The 15,415-nt window shown below is 37.6% G+C and carries 18 protein-coding genes and 1 rRNA gene; 12 read left to right on the top strand and 7 right to left on the bottom strand.

Annotation, left to right across the window (positions count from 1 at the left end; all coding sequences use genetic code 11):
* Positions 1–103: 103 nt before the first annotated feature.
* Positions 104–218, top strand: a 5S ribosomal RNA gene (rrf, locus tag BM098_RS07810).
* Positions 219–321: 103 nt separating this feature from the next.
* On the opposite strand, the gene BM098_RS07805 is transcribed toward rrf, so the two are convergent.
* Positions 322–1,578 (bottom strand): BaiN/RdsA family NAD(P)/FAD-dependent oxidoreductase, encoded by a 1,257-nt coding sequence (locus BM098_RS07805; RefSeq protein WP_089832111.1) that lies wholly within the window; start codon positions 1,576–1,578, stop codon positions 322–324.
* Positions 1,579–1,817: 239 nt separating this feature from the next.
* On the opposite strand from BM098_RS07805, the gene BM098_RS07800 reads away from it, so the two are divergent.
* Complete coding sequence (locus BM098_RS07800; protein WP_327058546.1) at positions 1,818–3,470, top strand: putative polysaccharide biosynthesis protein; 1,653 nt, start codon at positions 1,818–1,820, stop codon at positions 3,468–3,470.
* A gap of 57 nt (positions 3,471–3,527) precedes the next feature.
* Positions 3,528–4,241: a pseudouridine synthase gene (locus BM098_RS07795; protein WP_089832106.1), complete on the top strand. Its 714-nt coding sequence runs from the start codon at positions 3,528–3,530 to the stop codon at positions 4,239–4,241.
* Between the two features lie 58 nt (positions 4,242–4,299).
* On the opposite strand, the gene BM098_RS07790 is transcribed toward BM098_RS07795, so the two are convergent.
* On the bottom strand, positions 4,300–4,518 hold the full coding sequence (locus BM098_RS07790; RefSeq protein WP_089832104.1) for an HTH domain-containing protein: 219 nt from the start codon (positions 4,516–4,518) through the stop codon (positions 4,300–4,302).
* 138 nt (positions 4,519–4,656) lie between these two features.
* Between BM098_RS07790 and thpR the strand changes: the two genes are divergently transcribed.
* The 4 genes from thpR (at position 4,657) to trmB (ending at position 7,716) form a co-directional block, all read left to right on the top strand.
* Positions 4,657–5,217: an RNA 2',3'-cyclic phosphodiesterase gene (gene thpR / locus BM098_RS07785; protein WP_089832102.1), complete on the top strand. Its 561-nt coding sequence runs from the start codon at positions 4,657–4,659 to the stop codon at positions 5,215–5,217.
* A 27-nt stretch (positions 5,218–5,244) separates the two neighbouring features.
* Complete coding sequence (locus BM098_RS07780) at positions 5,245–6,150, top strand: nuclease-related domain-containing protein (protein ID WP_089832100.1); 906 nt, start codon at positions 5,245–5,247, stop codon at positions 6,148–6,150.
* A gap of 111 nt (positions 6,151–6,261) precedes the next feature.
* Complete coding sequence (locus tag BM098_RS07775) at positions 6,262–7,065, top strand: phosphotransferase family protein (RefSeq protein WP_089832098.1); 804 nt, start codon at positions 6,262–6,264, stop codon at positions 7,063–7,065.
* A gap of 9 nt (positions 7,066–7,074) precedes the next feature.
* Positions 7,075–7,716 carry a tRNA (guanosine(46)-N7)-methyltransferase TrmB gene (trmB, locus tag BM098_RS07770; RefSeq protein ID WP_089832096.1) on the top strand — a complete coding sequence of 214 codons (642 nt, stop codon included), beginning with the start codon at positions 7,075–7,077 and terminating at the stop codon, positions 7,714–7,716.
* 82 nt (positions 7,717–7,798) lie between these two features.
* Here trmB and BM098_RS07765 read toward each other — a convergent pair whose 3' ends face one another.
* Positions 7,799–8,113, bottom strand: coding sequence for a PepSY domain-containing protein (locus tag BM098_RS07765; protein WP_089832094.1), 315 nt, complete (start codon positions 8,111–8,113; stop codon positions 7,799–7,801).
* A 385-nt stretch (positions 8,114–8,498) separates the two neighbouring features.
* Positions 8,499–8,651, bottom strand: a complete 153-nt coding sequence (locus BM098_RS13445; protein WP_159430145.1) for a hypothetical protein — start codon at positions 8,649–8,651, stop codon at positions 8,499–8,501.
* Positions 8,652–8,901: 250 nt separating this feature from the next.
* Here BM098_RS13445 and BM098_RS07760 point away from each other — a divergent pair, with 250 nt between their 5' ends.
* From BM098_RS07760 to BM098_RS07750, 3 genes are all read left to right on the top strand, one after another.
* Positions 8,902–9,369, top strand: coding sequence for a transposase family protein (locus tag BM098_RS07760; protein WP_159430144.1), 468 nt, complete (start codon positions 8,902–8,904; stop codon positions 9,367–9,369).
* Entirely contained in the window at positions 9,296–10,000 is a 705-nt protein-coding gene (locus BM098_RS07755) for a transposase (protein WP_089832090.1), read from the top strand. The genes BM098_RS07760 and BM098_RS07755 overlap by 74 nt, the downstream gene beginning before the upstream one ends.
* A 76-nt stretch (positions 10,001–10,076) precedes the next feature.
* Positions 10,077–10,397: a transposase gene (locus BM098_RS07750; RefSeq protein ID WP_407645459.1), complete on the top strand. Its 321-nt coding sequence runs from the start codon at positions 10,077–10,079 to the stop codon at positions 10,395–10,397.
* Positions 10,398–10,639: 242 nt separating this feature from the next.
* Here the strand turns inward: BM098_RS07750 and BM098_RS13335 are convergent, their stop codons facing one another.
* Entirely contained in the window at positions 10,640–10,834 is a 195-nt protein-coding gene (locus BM098_RS13335; protein ID WP_143423388.1) for a transposase domain-containing protein, read from the bottom strand.
* 684 nt (positions 10,835–11,518) lie between these two features.
* On the opposite strand from BM098_RS13335, the gene BM098_RS07745 reads away from it, so the two are divergent.
* On the top strand, positions 11,519–11,758 hold the full coding sequence (locus BM098_RS07745; RefSeq protein ID WP_089832086.1) for an IS3 family transposase: 240 nt from the start codon (positions 11,519–11,521) through the stop codon (positions 11,756–11,758).
* 283 nt (positions 11,759–12,041) lie between these two features.
* Here the strand turns inward: BM098_RS07745 and BM098_RS07740 are convergent, their stop codons facing one another.
* Complete coding sequence (locus BM098_RS07740; protein ID WP_089832084.1) at positions 12,042–12,422, bottom strand: hypothetical protein; 381 nt, start codon at positions 12,420–12,422, stop codon at positions 12,042–12,044.
* Between the two features lie 1,138 nt (positions 12,423–13,560).
* Positions 13,561–13,866 carry a hypothetical protein gene (locus tag BM098_RS07735; protein WP_089832082.1) on the bottom strand — a complete coding sequence of 102 codons (306 nt, stop codon included), beginning with the start codon at positions 13,864–13,866 and terminating at the stop codon, positions 13,561–13,563.
* A gap of 471 nt (positions 13,867–14,337) precedes the next feature.
* On the opposite strand from BM098_RS07735, the gene BM098_RS07730 reads away from it, so the two are divergent.
* Positions 14,338–15,402 carry a M42 family metallopeptidase gene (locus BM098_RS07730; RefSeq protein ID WP_089832080.1) on the top strand — a complete coding sequence of 355 codons (1,065 nt, stop codon included), beginning with the start codon at positions 14,338–14,340 and terminating at the stop codon, positions 15,400–15,402.
* Positions 15,403–15,415 lie beyond the last annotated feature (13 nt).

The raw sequence follows: 15,415 nt of genomic DNA, 5'->3' as shown, positions 1-15,415 counted from the left end.
GTGACATGTGCAGCTGACGAATACTAATCGATCGAGGACTTAACTAAATTTTTGTTTGATGATTGTTTACTTCTTATCTAGTTTTCAGGGTATAATCCTATGGTTTAGTGACATTAGCGAAGAGGTCACACCTGTTCCCATGCCGAACACAGCAGTTAAGCTCTTCAGCGCCGATGGTAGTTGGGCTTAAGCCCCGCGAGAGTAGGACGTCGCTAAGCAACTAAAACCCTCATTTAAGGAAGTCCTTAAATGAGGGTTTTTTATGTTCTCTATAAAAAAACTCTTTACGATTACCGCGAGGGTTGATCGTAAAGAGTTTTTTTAAAAGCTAAGCCAAGCAGCATTTTGACCGGCATTGTGTCCTGTCACGAGTGCAGCAGTAATGTTATAGCCACCGGTATAGCCATGGATATCTAAAATTTCACCAGAGAAAAATAATCGAGGCATAAGTTTTGATTCAAGTGTGGTTGGGTTGACCTCTTTTATAGAGACACCGCCACCAGTTACAAATGCCTTTTCTAAAGGTAAGGAACCTGTTGCTTTTAATTCAAATTGTTTTATGTCATGAATAAAGAGACGCAGTTGTTCGTTGGAAATATTAGCCCCTTTTAAATCTAAATCAATGGCCTTCCTTTCTAAAATAAAGTGTAGGTAACGCTCTGGAATTAAGCCTTTTAAAATAGTTTTAATTGCTTTTCTAGGTGATTCAGCAATCTTCTCTGTCAGCGTATTGAAAAGGTGTTCTTCTGTTTGATGTGGAAGTGCGTCAATAAATAAAGAGACGTGTTTTTGGCCTTGGTTTAGTAATTTCACCACATACTGTGAACAGCGAAGCACTGCCGGTCCGGAAAAACCAAAATGCGTAAATAGCATGTCCATTTGATGGGTTACGACATGCTTATCGTTAGCATCTTTTACAGTTAGAGCAATGTCACGTAGTGCAAGTCCTTGTAACGCTTTATTTTTAATAAACGCTTGACTAGATAAAAGTGGCACTTCAGTAGGATAAAGGTCAGTGACAGTATGTCCAGCCTTTTTTGCCCACGGATAACCATCTCCTGTAGAACCTGTGTGTGGCACAGCTTTACCACCAACAGCAACGACGACAGATTTCGTTATAATTTTTTGTCCGTCTGCTAAAATAATAGTATGGGTATCCTCACCGTAATCAATAGCTTGCACTTTTGTTTCTGTCATTACTTTGACCCCTTGTTTGGCAAGCTGATTAATGAGGGCGTTAACGACATCTTTTGACTGATTGCTGACGGGAAACATCCGGCCATGGTCTTCTTCTTTAAGCTCTACCCCTAAATCAGTGAAAAACTGAATAATATCTTCGTTATCAAAAACGGAAAAAGCACTATATAAAAACCGTCCGTTACCAGGAATATGTTTAATGATCTCATCCTTAGGTAAACGGCTGGTTACGTTACAACGTCCGCCTCCAGAAATCGCAAGCTTTTTACCAAGCTTTTTACCTTTTTCAATTAAAATGGTGCTGACACCTTGTTCACTTGCAGCAATCGCTGCCATGAGTCCACTCGGTCCACCACCAATAACCACTACATCTGTCTTCATATTAAAACCTCCGTTATCGTTACATCGATTGATCCAATAGCAAACGATTATTTGTACGCAATGAAAAACGTGCGTCGGTTAGACGTCACGTCAAAAATCTGTTTATGACCAATAGTCTTATTTTATCAAACTCACTGTAAAAAAACTAGTCACGGCACTGATGGATGAATGATTCTCTTGTTTTTTCATATAGTTATTATCTAATTTGTGATAAAATATGTATGTATATCAAATAACAGATGAATATATATAGAATAGGTGAAGATATGTCAAAGAATACGATGTTGCGGGGTACGTTATTATTGACGGGAGCCTCGTTTGTTTCAAAGCTATTAGGAATGCTGTATACAATCCCGTTTGAAAGCTTAGTTGGTGCAACAGGGGGTAAATTATATGGTCTGGCGTATGGCCCTTATACGATCTTTATTAGCTTATCAACGGTAGGCATTCCCTTAGCTGTGTCAAAATTTGTAGCAAAATACAACTCGCTTGGTGATTATAAAACAAGTAGACGTATGTATAATATGGCCTTAAAACTCATGTTTGTAACGGGAATAATCGCCTTTTTACTACTCTTTTTTGGTGCTAATATATTAGCAAAGATTTATATTCCAGATAACGCTGAGGGTATTACCATCGATGACGTTGCGATGGTTATTAAAATGGTTAGTTTTGCGCTACTTATTATTCCATCGATGAGTATTACTCGTGGTTTCTTCCAAGGGTTTCAGTCAATGGGCCCCACAGCTATCTCACAAGTGATCGAACAAGTTGTGCGTATTGCTTTCTTACTTACAAGTGTGTATGTTGTGTTAAATATCTTTGATGGAACAACAGTGACAGCGGTCGGCTTTGCGACCTTCTCGGCCTTTATTGGAGCAATTGCTAGTCTGTTTGTGTTAATCATATATTGGAACAAAAGAAAGCATCATTTGAACCGTTATGTTGAACACCAGCGCATCCGACCGGCGGATTTATCAACGAAGGCGCTCTTCATTGAACTATTTCAGTATGCTGGACCATTTGTTTTTGTCGGGTTAGCTATTCCTTTATATCAACAAATTGATGCAATTACCTTCTCACGGACATTACTTGATGCAGGTCTAACGCAATTGGAAGTAGATAATGCTTTCTCAAATATTAATCTATATGGACATAAATTAATTATGATTCCAATCACATTAGCAACAGGTATGTCTCTATCGAGCTTACCAACTTTAACTAAGTCATTTATTGAAGATAATCGCTCGAGGTTATATCAACAAATTAATCAGTCGCTCCAAGTAATTATGTTGCTTATTTTACCGGCCGTGGTGGGCATGAGCTTATTATCGAATCAAATTTGGGGTGCTTTTTATGGTATAAATGACTTTATCACATTTAATGGTGAGATTCTTGGTTGGTATGCACCAGTGGCATTATTTTTCGCTCTGTTTACCGTGACATCATCGATTTTACAGAGTATTAATCAACAACGATTTGCACTCTATAGCCTAGGAATTGGCCTAGTGTTAAAGGCTGTTTTAAATATCCCACTGATGCTTGCTTTCGGACCGATAGGAGCCGTTATAGCTACGTGGATTGCTTCATTAGGTACAGTCTTAAGTAACCTACTCAGAATTCAACGAGCAATTGCCTTTCCATTAAAAGCTTTAGTGAAACGCTCGAGTCTTATGTTAATTTTTTCAGGCTTTATGTCAATCGCGGTGCTATTTGTACAAGCAACCTTGTCACAATGGATTGACTACACCGATGGCCGTTTAAGTAGTATTATTATTTTAGTACCGGCGGTTACCATGGGGGCTTATATTTATTTATGGTTTAGTTACCGTTCGACATTATTAGAGCGGGTCATGGGTGAGCGTGTTAAAAGATTAAGTCGCTTTTTCTGATATAATGAATGAACAAATGCTACAGAATTTTACTTTTAAACAACAAAGGAGTTACACATGCGAATAGATAAATTATTAGCCAACTCAGGCTATGGTTCGAGAAAAGAAGTCAAACAATTACTCAAAAAAGGACAAGTGATAGTCAATGGGGTTGAGATTAAACAACCGAAGGAACATGTCAATCCAACACATGATGTCGTCGATGTGTTAGGGGAAAGACTACATTATCAAGAATTTGTCTACTTCATGCTAAATAAACCCCCTGGTGTGGTTAGCGCAACAGAAGATATGCGTGATGAGACGGTGATTGATTTGCTAGAATTAACAGATCAAGTAAGAGCTCCATTTCCAGTTGGTCGTCTAGACAAGGATACTGAAGGATTGCTGTTATTGACGAATGATGGTAAGCTCGCACATAAATTACTGTCACCAAAAAAAGATGTGGGTAAGCGCTACTATGCGAACGTAAAAGGACAGGTGACTGAAAAGGATATTGTTGCCTTTAAACAAGGTGTGACATTAGATGATGGGTATCATACTAAGTCGGCTGAATTGACTATTCTTGAAAGTGGTGAATCATCAGAAATTGAACTGGTGATTTCAGAAGGGAAGTTTCATCAAGTGAAGCGTATGTTTGAAGCTGTGGGTAAACAAGTTGTGTATTTAAAGCGGCTGAAGATGGGGGAATTAACTTTAGATCCATCGCTTGAATTAGGAGAATATCGGGAGTTAACAGAAGAAGAGCTAACATATTTACAAGAGCTAAAATAAGGTAAAAAAATAAGCTGCCAAATTAGACAGCGTGTTACGCAATATCTTGTTGTGGCGATTAAGAGATTTTCACTTTCTTTTTCGTCACATTCCATTGTCCTTTATATGGACTTTGGACCAGACCGTTGTAGCTTAAAACGTGTAAATCACGTTGAGCTGTTCGGTCAGTAATCTCAAACTCATTGGCAATCTCTGTCGTTGAAACGGGTCCGTGAACTTTAATGAAAAGATACACGGCTTTTACGCGAGTTAGCATCCGGTTTGTAGATTGACTCAAAAAACCACTCCTTATATCAAATTAATGAATCTTGTGGTGTTCTTAATCTCTTTAAATTATATTTTACACCGTTTTTAATAAAAATTCTACACTTTCAATGAAAATTAATGATTTCTTAATACAAGAAAGGATGAGTAAATGACGCATTATTTCCTAGCACTTCGATTTGATAAGAAAGCAACTGAAAAAATCAAGTATGTAAATGATGTGCTAAAAGAGTCAATTTCAGGAATAAGTTATAAGGTGTGGGTGAATGATGCGGACTACCACTTGACCTTGCACTTCTTTGGGGCGCTGGACCAAATAGACGTTGTCATTGATATGATGAAACAGATGGATTTGCCATCTGTTACGCTAACCTTTTCAAAAGTGAATGGGTTCGGTCGGCAGGATGGTTATCGGGTAGTATTTTTAGAACCACACATAACAAAAAGATTACGGGTATTGTATGAGTCTATTCAAGAAAAACTAGCTTTAAGAGGGTTTCAAACAACAAATCGCCCGTTTTATCCACACATCACCTTAGCAAAAAAGTGTCAAACGCTTTGGAATAAAGAAAATAGGTTGGCTCAAATAAACACAATCTTAATGGAAAAATATTTACCTTTTGATACGCAGCCGGTAATTTTAGTTTTATATAAAATAGAGCCTGATAAATTACCAAAGTATTCGGTTGTATTTGAAAGAAAAAGTCCATGAGGCCGTTTTAGTGAGAGGAGTGTGACCATGGCTCAATTGATCAAATTAGAAAATTATATCTCCCGATATGAACAAGATCCATTTCATTACCCTAGTCAATATATGCGTTTAAAGCAAGAACAATGGCAACAACTACGTCATACATTTGAAAATCCAGTCGTTCCTGAACAAATTGAAGAACCAAAAGAAGAGACGAGCTTTTTCAATCAATGGCGTAAACGAAAGAAAGACACAGATGAAAATGTTGTGGACGATGAACCAATCCAGGCCCTACCAAAAACAGAAGAACAACTAAAGGTCTATTATTTAAATCAGCTTTATCAATTTCAATTAAAATGGGCCTCATCTACGATTACCCAGATGTCTTTTATTGATCGTATGTATGAAGATGATTTAGTGTTAAAGTATTTATTACAGCGATTTCCTGATACGTATTTAGTGATGTATCATCCCATCTTCCATTTGAAGAAAGCAGAAGTGGAGGCAGATATTATCATTATCACGCCATTTGATATTTATATTATTAAACTCGTAGAGTTTTCTTCAGACATGAAAATTATCGCAGGTGATGATCGTCAGTGGCAAAAAGAAGAAAAGTCCGTTAGAAGTAACTTTATTAGTCCGCTGCTATCATTAAAGCGCACAGAGAAAATCGTTAAAAGTATTTTAAATTATAAAGAAGTTGATATGCCGGTGACTAAAATAGTACTTTCACGAAGCAACGTGATTGACTATCACTTGGAGCCATTTCAAACAATCTACATTGGAAAAAATATCCACGAAGACTGGGTATTAAAACAACGCCAATTAAAAACAACTTTAAAACATAAACAACTAAAAGTGATTGATGCTTTATTATCATTTAGTGACACGGTAAGTTTTAATCGCCCAGAATGGCAAAGAGAAGACTCAGATCAATTTAACTGGGAATAAATAACGCTTGATTTTCACCCCTTAAATAGGTTAATCTAGGTATAGTGTTTTCTTAAATAAAATGGCTTTTTGACGCTATTTTTGTCAAATGAAGTGAAAGGAGTATGCATTGTGCAGTATGTGTTAGGCAATGAATGGACAATTGAATCTGCAGGTGGAGCAACAGGAGAAGCTTATTTTGCTCAATCAGAAAATAAACGATTATTTTTAAAAAGAAATTCTTCACCATTTTTAGCCGTGTTATCTGCGCAAGGTATTGTTCCTAAACTGGTTTGGACAAAGCGTTTAGAAAATGGTGATGTGATTACGGCCCAAGAATGGTTGGACGGCAGTGAATTAAATCCTGAAGTATTACAGCATCCAAAAGTGGCCGAGTTATTAGGGCGTATTCATCACTCAACGGAATTACTTGATATGTTAACCCGTATGGGTAAAAAAGCAATGAATCCAATGGAATTATTCCGTGAATTGAAACAGATGATGCTGTCTCAATCAACGGATCAAACCAAACACCTGATGATTGAGCGGGCCATTAAATTTATGGAGTCCCACTTAAATCAAGTTATTGGCGTAAAACCCGTTGTCTGTCACTGTGATTTAAACCATAATAATTGGTTATTCACTGATAAAGGTGAATTGTATTTAATCGATTGGGATAACGCTGAAATTGGGGATCCAGCCATTGATTTAGGTATGCTCTTCCAACGCTATATTCCTGAATCTGAATGGGATACATGGCTCCATCATTATGGTGCGACAGAAGATCACCACTTGGTTATTCGGATGCACTGGTATATGTTATATGAAGCCATCATCGATTTTCACCAATTACAAACAGTTGAAGATGCAATGATAAAAGAACAAGAAATTAATGATATATTAACACGCGTCATGCGTTTAGTAAGAGAAAGGTGAGACTCACTCATGCGAGCACGACATAAACCGTGGGCAGATGATTATTTACAGGACCATCCTGAATATATCATCTTAAACCCATTAGATAAAAAAAGTAAGTGGCAAGATGTGTTTGGTAATGATCGACCAATTCATGTAGAAATCGGTGCAGGTAAAGGCCGCTTTGTTATGGGAATGGCGAAACAACACCCTGATATTAACTTTATTGCGATTGAACTTGCTAAAAGTATTATCGTTAGTGCAGTAGAAAAGGCAGTTGAAGAACAACCGGAAAACGTAAAGTTGATAAATATTGATGCAAGTGATTTACGTGACTTATTTGCCGATCATGAAATCGATCAAATCTATTTAAACTTTTCTGATCCATGGCCAAAAAATCGCCATGAAAAACGTCGATTGACTTACCATACATTTTTAACGCAATATCAACAAGTATTAAAACCAGACAGTAAACTGGTATTTAAAACAGATAATCGTGGTTTATTTGAATACAGTCTAATGAGTTTTTCTCATTTTAACATGTTGATTGATGATGTTAGTCTAAATTTACATGAAGATGATGATCCGCTTAATGTCATGACAGAGTATGAAGAGAAATTTTCTAAACGTGGCCATCCGATCTACCGCGTAGAAGCTTCTTTTAAAAGATGATAACCACATAAACAGTGCCTGTCATAGGCATGTACTGTTTGTATGTAAAAAGCCTACGGTATTAAACCGTAGGCTTTTGTGTCTAGTTGGTAACTTTTGTGTCAATAATGACACCGGTATAAGCATCTACATAGAACTCATACTGTGTATGTACGCCATTTTCAGTGCGGGTAATGCCTCCGCGGTAAACGGTATAGTTTAAACCGTGTAGTGCTAATGTTTCAGTTTTCATATAAATCCATGAACCACTGACAGGTCCTGCTTCTTTAAAACGTTCTTTGGCACGCTTAAGCGCATACTCGGGCTTGATTGGCATCTTATCTAGCTGGCTTTTTACTGTGTAACCTAAAAGTGTACCAACCCCAAGGGTAAAGAGTGTTTTTTTACATTGCTTCATGAACAATCACCTCAACTTTTTAGTCTCATTGACAGTATAACCTATTTTTAGCTGTTTGAAAAATGGAATTCATTTTTGTTTGTGTCAAGTTCTTCTCAGTAAGATTATAAAATAAAGATTTGAGTGCGCGTTTTTTCCAGAGTTCAGCATTTTTGCGTTTGCTGGCTATTCTCTTTATGTAACATTTTCACTACCCGAAAACCTTACATAAGGACAACGGTGGACTTAGTTAAGAAAGAGGCTCTTAACCAGTTGTCCAATCGCGCTTGAATTTGCACCGTTAATCGGTATGTCACCTTGTGTAGTGCCGACAGATGGACGTGTTTTCTGCGATAAGTTATAGGAGGGACATACGGATATTTTTCTTGATGTCTTTGCACTTATACTAACTGAGCGCTGAATGGTTTAAATACTTGCTTCTTAACGTCTTATTCGCGCGGGCTTGAAGAAGCTTCGCCATACCTAATGCGCCTGCTTGACTCCAATGCATCTCTCGCTTCTTAATGCGGTAAGAAACACGGCGTTGATTTGATTCCATCGCACCAAGGGTGCGCGCGCCATCAGGGACGTGAGCTACTTTATCACGCCAGTCAAAATACCGACGCCAACAATTCAGTCAGTAGGTCTTAAAATCACTGAGTCGCTTGAACTTTTTCGGGTCATCCTAGTTACTTTCATACGAATTCATTCACAAGATAAATTTGTATTTGTCAACTGAAATGTGGTTCTTACGCAATTTTGGGGATAAGGGGTATTTAAAACAGGGTATAGTAAAAGGGGTGATTGTTATGCTTCATTCTATCACGAAACTTGATCCTCATATTCACATTGTATCGATATCAGAAGAAACTGATAGTATTTATGTTGTGGCATTTATAGAATCAAAAAGCGCCACATGCCCGCATTGCCATCAGAAAAGTTGTCGCGCACATAGTCATTACACAAGAGTGATTGATGATTTACCCATTCAAAATAAGGCGGTATGTATTTATCTGAGAAGTAAAAAATGGTTTTGTACCAACACGTCTTGTGAAAGCAAAGTATTCACGGAACGTTATGATTGGTTACTTCCGACTAAACAGCGAACGGTTCGATTAGAAGACACTTTACGTGATATAGCTTTCGTCAATAATTGTATAAAAGGTGCCCAATTGAGTAAAAAACTTGGGATGCCAACAAGTCATGATACGTTACTTCGGATTATTTATCAATCAAACATCGAACCTTCGGTTCGTCCCTTTTGTCGGGATCGATGACTTTGCTTGGAGGAAAGGGCACCGTTATGGTGTGCTGATTTGTGATGGTCTCACACACCAACCCGTTGATGTGTTACCAGATCGAGAGAAAGAAACCTTAGAAAATTGGTTTAAAGAACACACAATGATTATAAAAGTGACACGTGATCGTTACACGCGTTTTAAAGAAGTGTTAGATGGCATTTCATCTATTACACAAATCCACGATCGCTTTCACCTCATACAAAATTTATGGACATTACATGATAACGTACTGAGAAAACTATTACCTAATCGTATAGAGAAAGATAAGCAGGAAAACGTACCAACACCACAGGAGATACCATTAACCAAAAGTGAAAAAGCTCGAATAGAAAATGCCAATAAAAAATGGGAACAAGCTTGTCATATGAAAGAATTGAAAAAAGAAGGTTATTCTCTTCGGAAAATTGGCGATATTCTGAATATAGACCCACGAACGGTTAAGAAATACATTGAGATGACAGAACCACCATCTCTTAAGCGCACAAAACGTCCAAAACCTTTAGATGCATTTCAACAAGAGGTTATACAGTGGGAGACCGACGGTCTCACCATTCGTGCTATGTATCATAACTTAAAAGAAAAAGGCTGGACAAAAATTACAGGCTGATAGCTATTACGATAGAAAAAACGTTAGAAAAATATTATGGCAAAATGATTTAGAAGATGAGAAGAAAAGAAAAATAATGAATGAGATACTAACGAAATATCCTAAGCTGAGACCGTTCTATGCGTTTATCACAAGTTTTCGACAAGCACTAAAGGACAGAGATATGCCTGAGTTTCGTGAACTCATTTTATATGAGAAAGATCGACAGGATCTATTAACTACACACTTCATTTCAAGACTGTTATCTGATTTCCCACCTACTTTAAATGCCATAGAACTTGATGAAAACAATGGCTTCCTAGAAGGTCAGGTTAATCGTTTGAAAACTATTAAACGCATGTTGTATGGAAGAGCAAGTTTCCCTCTCTTACGTCTAAGAATTCTCTATCAACCATAACTTCAAAAAATAAATGAATTTATACTTGTTAGGTGCATGTATTATCCCAAAAATCGCGTAAGAACCAATTCCCTATTGCCAAATACACCATAAGGTAGGTCGGCACGAAGAATAGCCTTTGCTACAATGTTAAGTGTAGTAAAGGCTATTGACATTTTACCTGACTGTCAGAATTCCAAGGAGAAAAGTTTCTAAAACTGATTCATACGTAAAGTTTTCTGTATTAGCATTTGTTCAAATAGTTAAGTAAGGTATTCGAATGCATCAAGACCATTCGCTTTGGCTGCCTGTATGATGCTATAGGTGATGACACTTGATAGAGCACAGTCGGTGCTCGTTGAAAAGTACGAAGCTTTCATTCGCATAACGAGAGGGCATATGCTACGTTCCGCTAAATTAATAGATAATCGTAAGGCATCATCTAATAGTACATTCATCGCTCAACTTTCGAACCCTAAAAAATGGAGATAGATCTTGATATTACTAGGTAAGGCATCAAACCAATATTGGGGTTAACTTTTAATATATGTTGTTATGAAATCTAAAAGTCCATGGGATTCCGTGGATAAAAAGTTTTAATAACTGATTCATCTAGAGAGTTATCCGTATTAGACATTTTTCTCAAATAGATAGGTCAGGTATTTAAAGGCATCAAGGGCATTAGCTTTGCTGTCTGTATGACGCTATAGGGGATTACACCTTATTAGCCTAATTAGCATTGGTTTTTCGGCTCAAATGAATGACTGCACGTTACCATTTTGACTATTATCGATTAAACGGCATATACTTTTTATATTTTTGATGAGGCCACCAAGCTACAGCTCTAGGAGAGGTAACGCTCTTTTGAATAACAGGTTGAGGTGTCTTTGCTTTGAGAATGTTATCTGTATATGTCAGTTGAAATGGTGTTCTTACTTAATTTTGGGGATAAGGGGTGGATAGGTTACACTAAACTAGACAGTTTCGTTAAGGTCGGTTAAACTTGTGGGACTAATCACTCGAGGGAGAGGCCAATCATGGAAAAAGAGCACGCTGATCATGGGACGAAAATAAATGTGATAAGAAGCAACCGTCACAAGTATTCGATATCAGTGACGTGTACTCTGTTACAAGTCCCTTGAGTGCCGTATTACTACGTCGCGACAAAACGTGATAATCAAGATAAAGCAATCGCAGAAGCTGTATTTAAAACACTAAAAACAAAATTTATTTTAGATGAGCAACTTGCTTCGCAAGAAGCGTTAGACCTTGGTTTATTCGACTATGTCAAGTGGTATAACAACGTCAGAATACCCGGTTCACTAGACTATCAAACACCCGCTGAATATAAGAAAAACAGAGCGGTTCACGCCGCATCATAAAGAGACGCGCACTTTATTTGGAGAGGCGAGCGTGCTAGCATCTAAGGCAAGGCCAGATGTTTTTATCATCTGTATGCCAGGCTCGATTGCATGCGAGTAGAGCGACAGTCAAGTGACAATAAGATAGCAGTGTTAATGTAAGAATTTAAAATACTAAGAAGCGATAGTCCGAGTTTCGCTTCTTAAAAAAGTTGTGCAATTTCATGTTGACATACCACCCTTTCTAGCGTTACATAATCAAATGTTAAAATTATCGGAAAAATCACTAAATCCTAGACTCTATCTAAGGATTTAATTCTATAACTTCAACATTACCATCCCAACTTATTGTTGCATTTACAACCTGATTCCTATCGATGTGAAGTGTACATGAATCACACATGCGTCCACTTCCTCCTACTACAACGGTTCCGTCAGATTTAAGTGTCGTTTGTCCCTTTGACTTAGAAGTACTTGTTTCGATTGTGTAATCAATCATCTCTGGTGTTGGTTCCTCACCAATATATTTCACAAATGTTTTTGATTGTTCCATTTGCTCACTAAGTAATTCTACTGTATGAGTGATTTCCCAATGATCTCCGTTACCTTCAAAATAAATAATTTCAGGTTGACCACATGCATTTAAAGTCAAAGACATAAAAATTAATAATAAGGCTTTTTTCATTATTAAATTCCCTTCCTTTCTTGTGTAAAATTGCACTTTACTAACAGAATTAAAATTTTATAGTTGATATTTTATTAAATGAAAACAGAACGCTATAATAGGTAGTTGTAACTTCATAATTTTTCACACAGGGGCTAGACAGGAATCGACCATCATCTACAGCTGGATAATGAATACTGTTCGGTATGAGGAGCATCTTTAGTAACTTAAAAAAAGGTATATAAGACACACTGCCTTGTTTTTATAGGTTATGTGAAAGAATAGTCGTTAAAAGAAATGAGTTGATATAACAATGGAATTAGAAACAAATAATTATTCAGCGTCTCTTCTCTATTATCATTAATTTCTATTAGTCTCAAAAGTTTAACCGAGCTTATCGAAATTATCTAGTTTAGTGTGGTGTATCCAGTATTTAAAATACAGTGTAGATACACCATGCTTATAAGTGACCCAAAAAATAAACAAGTGCAGTCTACATAATTTTACCACAGTAAATTGCAGATTCAAGTATTTACCTTTAATAAATTGTTTGTGTCAAGTTCTTCTCGGTAAGATTATAAAATAAAGATTTGAGTGCGCGTTTTTTTCCGATTTCAGCATTTTTGCGTTTGCTGGCTATTTTCTTTATGTAACATTTTCACTACCCGAAAACCTTACATAAGGACAACGGTGGACTTAGTTAAGAAAAAGGCTCTTAACCAGTTGCCCAATCGCGCTTGAATTTGCACCGTTAATCGGTATGTCACCTTGTGTAGTGCCGACAGATGGACGTGTTTTCTGCGATAAGTGATAGGAGGGACATACGGATATTTTTCTTGATGTCTTTGCACTTATACTAACTGAGCGCTGAATGGTTTAAATACTTGCTTCTTAACGTCTTATTCGCGCGGGCTTGAAGAAGCTTCGCCATACCTAATGCGCCTGCTTGACTCCAATGCATTCCTCACTTCTTAATGCGGTAAGAAACACGGCGTTGATTTGATTCCATCGCACCAAGGGTGCGCGCGCCATCAGGGACGTGAGCTACTTTATCACGCCAGTCAAAATACCGATGCCAATAATTCAGTCAGTAGGTCTTAAAATCACTGAGTCACTTGAACTTTTTCGGGTCATCCTAGTTACTTTCATACGTATTCATTCACAAGATAAATTGATCCTGATTATGCGATTCAATTGCTTTTTGATATGTGTCTTCATGTCTTTTCTTAGCGCCAAACGTACGAATAATTGCTTGTGAGACGTCAATGACTTTTCGTCGTTTTGTGCTACAAACAAAGACACCATTTGCCTCCACAGACAACACATTACTCTTTTCATTTTCAGGTAAATAATCAGTGGCGTCGATCATATGTTGACCCGTATCTGCTTGTTCCTTACCAACACGCCTCACAATATCCGCCACTGTTGAATAATGCATCTTCACCGCTGCCCACTCTTTTAACAAACATACTATTTCTCTATAGTTTACTTCTATCACTATCTCAGCGACTTTAAGCTCCACGAGATCAATATGACGTTGATACTTCTCAATACCTAGCCATTCGTTTTACGAATGCCACATGGTACCTTTGACATCGTTTCGCACTTGTATAATTTCAATGATGCCTCAAACTGAATTAAGTCGGTTATTCCCCTTAACATTCAATGATATCTAACATAATTTGTCTCATGAAAAAGCGCCTCTTTTCTAATGTGTATGGGTGTATACATTGATATTACGACGCTCTCTTTATTTTTAGGAACCCCCCCGAGAACTATTTTACACTTACTCATTTTTTGATGGACTATGCCTGAAAGTTAAGTCGACAGACTCAATCACTTTAGATCTAATACGCTGTTTCTCTTCTAAACCTAGCATGTTCAGCTAAAATTCGGTACAATAGAAATGAAAATATAAAATGGGAGGTCTAGACAAGTGAATAAAGAGACATTAGATATGTTTAAAACATTAACAGAACTGCCAGGGGCACCTGGTGACGAATCACGTGTACGTGCCTATATGAAAGAACAATTAAGCCAACACAGTGATGAACTTATTTATGATAAATTAGGCGGTGTATTCGGTGTAAGGAACGGGAATGGACCAAAAGTGATGGTTGCAGGCCATATGGATGAAGTAGGTTTTATGGTCACACAAATCACGAAAAACGGGATGATTCGATTTCAACCATTAGGCGGTTGGTGGGACCAAGTGATGCTCGCCCAGCGCGTACAAATACTGACAGAACAAGGACCGATCATCGGTGTGATTGGTTCTATTCCTCCGCATAACTTAACACCGGAACAACGTCAAAAGCCAATGGAAATGAAAAATATGTTGATTGATATTGGGGCTGATGATGAAGCTGATGCGAAAAACATTGGAATTAAACCAGGTCAATCAATTTTGCCGGTAATGCCTTTTACGCCAATGGCGAATGAGAAGAAAATCTTAGCCAAAGCATGGGATAACCGTTATGGCTGTGGACTCGCAATTGACTTATTAAAAGAGTTAAAAAATGAAACATTGCCCAATACTTTATACTCTGGTGCAACTGTTCAAGAAGAAGTTGGTTTACGCGGAGCACAAGTTGCCGCTAACATGATTGACCCCGATATTTTCTATGCCCTAGACGCATCACCTGCGAACGACATGTCGGGTGACGATAAGGAATTTGGTCAATTAGGTAAAGGGGCACTCTTACGTATCTTTGATAAGAGCATGATTACCCATCACGGATTACGGGACTTTGTATTGGATACAGCTGAATCAAATGATATTCCTTACCAGTACTTTATTTCACAAGGTGGAACGGATGCAGGACGGGTACATTTAGCGAATAAAGGTGTTCCATCAGCGGTTGTAGGTATTTGCTCACGTTATATTCATACTCATGGTTCTATTATTCATGTGGACGATTATGCGGCAGCCAAAGAATTGATTACGACTTTAGTGAAAAATACGGATCAAACAACTATTGATACGTTAACCACATATTAACCTTTAAAGAGTA

The sequence above is a fragment of the Halolactibacillus halophilus genome (assembly GCF_900115605.1).
Taxonomy (GTDB): Bacteria; Bacillota; Bacilli; order Bacillales; family Amphibacillaceae; genus Halolactibacillus; species Halolactibacillus halophilus.
This window is presented reverse-complemented; position numbering and strand designations above follow the sequence as displayed.